Source organism: Nautilia sp. (genome assembly GCF_053994455.1).
The window spans coordinates 1-3,370 of sequence record NZ_JBMYAU010000046.1 but is presented as its reverse complement, the minus strand read 5'-3'; the positions used below and the strand labels follow the sequence as shown (position 1 = coordinate 3,370).

Sequence of the window (3,370 nt, the reverse complement as noted above, 5' to 3'; positions counted from 1 at the left end):
AGACGTTCCCTCCGAAAGAATGAAAGAATGGCAGCAGGAATGGCTCAACCCCGTTCACATGAAAATCAGAGTGCCTAAAAAGAAATGGGTTGTATTGAGATGGCCTTCACCTTCCTTTGCGCAGAGTGCAAACATGCCTACCGAAAAATTTGAAGAATTCTTCTTCAACGTGTGCACTCTTGACTACTCCAAAATGTCAAAAGAAATGGACAACCTTGTTGACTTAATGAACAAAACCGACAAAGTGCACATAAAAGGAAAAGGCACGGATTTGACCTTCTCAATAAAAGACATACCCGCAATCAAATGCGACGGAAAAATGAACATACCCGACGGCGAGGTATTTACCGCTCCCGTGAAAAATTCGGTAGACGGACACATAACCTACAATGCGAGAACACTCTATCAGGGAACAATATTCGACGAAATCTACCTTGAATTCAAAGACGGAAAAATAGTAAAAGCCGACGCAGGCAAAAAAACCGACAAACTCAACAAAATCCTTGATACAGACGAAGGAGCGAGATACATAGGGGAATTTGCAATAGGATTGAACCCTTACGTTGAAGAGCCTATGCTTGACATACTCTTTGACGAAAAAATAAAAGGCTCATTCCACTTCACCCCCGGAAACTCCTACGACGAAGCGGACAACGGCAACCGCTCCGCCGTTCACTGGGATATGGTATGCATCCAGCGCCCCGAATACGGTGGCGGCGAAATCTACTTCGACGGCAAACTCATCAGAAAAGACGGCCTCTTCGTCATCCCCGAATTAGAAGGCCTAAACCCCGAAAACTTGAAGTAAAAAAGCAAAATAAGAAAAAGAAACTTGAATAAGAAGCCCCGCTGAAAGGTGGGGTTTTTGTCATTTAGTGTAAGATTTGCGAAAATAAAAACTAAGTTATTGTATAGCATGTTGATATTTGATAAGATTATAAAAAATTGTTAAATGGGGTACTCAGAATGAAATTAAAAATTGAGAATTTAGGAAATATAAAAACAGTTGATGATTTACAACTTGGAAATTTGACAATTTTTGTTGGACAGAACAATAGTGGAAAAACATATTTAAATTATTTGTTGTATAAGATTTTAACCCTTAAAAGACTTGTGATATTGGATAAAATTCCTAAAACATGTATTGATAATGGGATTTATAAGTTTAAGTTAAGTGATTTTTTAAAAGATAAATATGATGAAATAAAAAGAAGATTAGAAAAGACAATTATTAGGGATTTAGATTTATTTTTTAGTGCGGAAAAAGGAACTTTTAGAAATACCAAAGTGACTATTTATCAAGAAGTAGATAATATTTTAAAAAATGTAATTAAAAAAGAAATTAAGGCTAAATTTTTAATTGGTATAGAAAAAAATGTTTGCGAAGTTGTAAAAGAGAAAGGAATAGATGAAATTACTATTGTTTTTACAGACACAGAAAAATTGCCAGATAGAATTTATTTGGAATTTATTAACGAAGTTTTGCTTAAAAGTATTTTTAGTGAATTTTCAAATGATGTTTTCATTCTTCCAGCAGAAAGAACCGGACTCAATTTATTTTATCAAGAGTTAAATGTAAATAGAAACGTGTTGGTTGAGTATCTACAAAAAAGTGCAGTTACGCGCTTTGACCCTTTTAAAATATTAAAAGATATTATTACTAAGTATCCTAAACCTATTTCTGATTATATAAATTTTTTAAATAGTTTGAATAATTTAAAAAAAACAGAAAGTGAGTTTCGATTTTTAAATAAGTTTTTACATAAAAAAATTATTGGTGGAAAATATGTTGTTCAAAAAGATGGTGGAATTAAATTTTGCCCATATAAAAAAAGTTATAATGGCAATAATTACAAAAATTCAATAGATATTCATTTAAGCTCTTCAGTCGCAAAGACTTTTTTTTCTCTCGAGTTTTATTTGAAACATATGGCCCAAAAAGGAGATTTTCTTATTGTTGATGAACCTGAATTGAATCTTCATCCGGATAATCAAAGAAATGTTGCTAAGTTATTAGCTTTAATTGTTAATAATGGAGTAAATGTTATTTTATCTACGCATAGTGATTATATTATAAAAGAATTTAATAATTTAATTATGCTCAATGAAGAGTTTCCAAATAAACAGACTATTATGAATAAATATGATTATACTGATGAGATGATTTTAAAAAAGAGTAAAATAAAACCATATCTAGTAGATAAGGGTAAAGTGAAATTATTGGAAATTGATAAAGAGGGGATAATTGTCAAAAGTTTTGATGATGTTATTAACATGCAAAATGTTTCAAGTGATGATATTTATTGGTCAATAATTGATAAAAATGAGAAAGATGCCTGAGAATATATTGACAACGCTAAATAATTGTATAAGAAGAGAGTTTCATATAGATAAAAAAAATGGCAATAAAATATATATAGAAGAAAAGCAGAATAAGAACCAGAAGGGAACATGTAAAAAAATAGAGTTTTCAACAATAGGTAAAGTTTTTGTTATGACTTTGGAAAGAGAAGATTTTGTAACAGTATTTAAACCTTCTGAAAAGGGTTTATATAAAAGATGTGATGGGATAATATTTAATATTTATAAAAATAATTTAATAATTTTTTTGGTAGAATTGAAGTCAAAAACTAAAAGTGGTTTTTTAGACCAATTTATAAGCACAAAAAATTTTATTACTTATGTAATAGAACAATTAAAGCTTTTTAAAACTAATTTTAATGTTACACCTCAATATATAGGATTGTTGTTTTCAAAGAGAAAACAAATAAAAAAACAAACTACTAAAAAAGGTAAAATAGAATTTGAGGAAAAAAGGGGATTAAAATATATAGAATGTTATTGTACTAATCAGGCGTATAATTTAATTAAAGTTATAAAAAGCTTATAACAATCTAACTTGATGGGTCTAAAAAAGGCAAGCTTTCAGCCGCCCTTGATTTTTTTTGTCTTTCCCTTCAATACCCGAACGCAGGAGTAAAAGTATGGATTTTGCAAATGGAAAGAATTATAATTTAAGGGTTATAACCGGGACAGGGGAATAGAGGATTTGATTGAAAATTGTTAGGGAGAAGAGTTTTTTTTGTTAAGTTTGCAAAACTATATTCGGGATGTGAAAGTTTGTCAGGTCTGGAGAAATTTTTAGATTGAGTTGAGATTTTCGGGGGGATTTTTATGAAAAAAGCGATTGTTTTTATAAGTTTTTTTGTTTTTTTTATAAATTCTTTTGCATTCAATAATCAGTTTGTAAAAAAGTATGCCGAGGATAAGGTTAAAGAGGAACTTCATTCCCAACTTGAACAAAAACTTGGCAAAGATATTCCGGTTGAAACTATGCTTCAAACCCTTGATTACATTGCAAACGGCGAGT

At 30.4% G+C, this 3,370-nt stretch carries 4 protein-coding genes; all 4 read left to right on the top strand.

The genetic code is table 11. The features are described from left to right. Positions 1 to 808: aminopeptidase (locus ACXJIE_RS03130; protein WP_456479523.1), on the top strand; the 808-nt coding region annotated here is incomplete at its 5' end. A 158-nt stretch (positions 809 to 966) separates the two neighbouring features. Further along, complete coding sequence (locus tag ACXJIE_RS03125) at positions 967 to 2,340, top strand: AAA family ATPase (protein WP_456479522.1); 1,374 nt, start codon at positions 967 to 969, stop codon at positions 2,338 to 2,340. Continuing rightward, positions 2,333 to 2,890 carry a hypothetical protein gene (locus ACXJIE_RS03120; RefSeq protein WP_456479521.1) on the top strand — a complete coding sequence of 186 codons (558 nt, stop codon included), beginning with the start codon at positions 2,333 to 2,335 and terminating at the stop codon, positions 2,888 to 2,890. Before ACXJIE_RS03125 ends, ACXJIE_RS03120 begins: the two co-directional genes overlap by 8 nt. Positions 2,891 to 3,174: 284 nt before the next feature. After that, positions 3,175 to 3,370, top strand: a 196-nt coding sequence (locus ACXJIE_RS03115) for a hypothetical protein (protein ID WP_456479520.1), incomplete at its 3' end; no start/stop codon positions are given.

What these genes read in the sequence shown, in the direction of transcription:
- ACXJIE_RS03120 (WP_456479521.1), top strand. Translation starts at nt 2,333, where the DNA reads ATGCCTGAGAATATATTGACAACGCTAAATAATTGTATAAGAAGAGAG.
- ACXJIE_RS03125 (WP_456479522.1), top strand. Translation starts at nt 967, where the DNA reads ATGAAATTAAAAATTGAGAATTTAGGAAATATAAAAACAGTTGATGAT.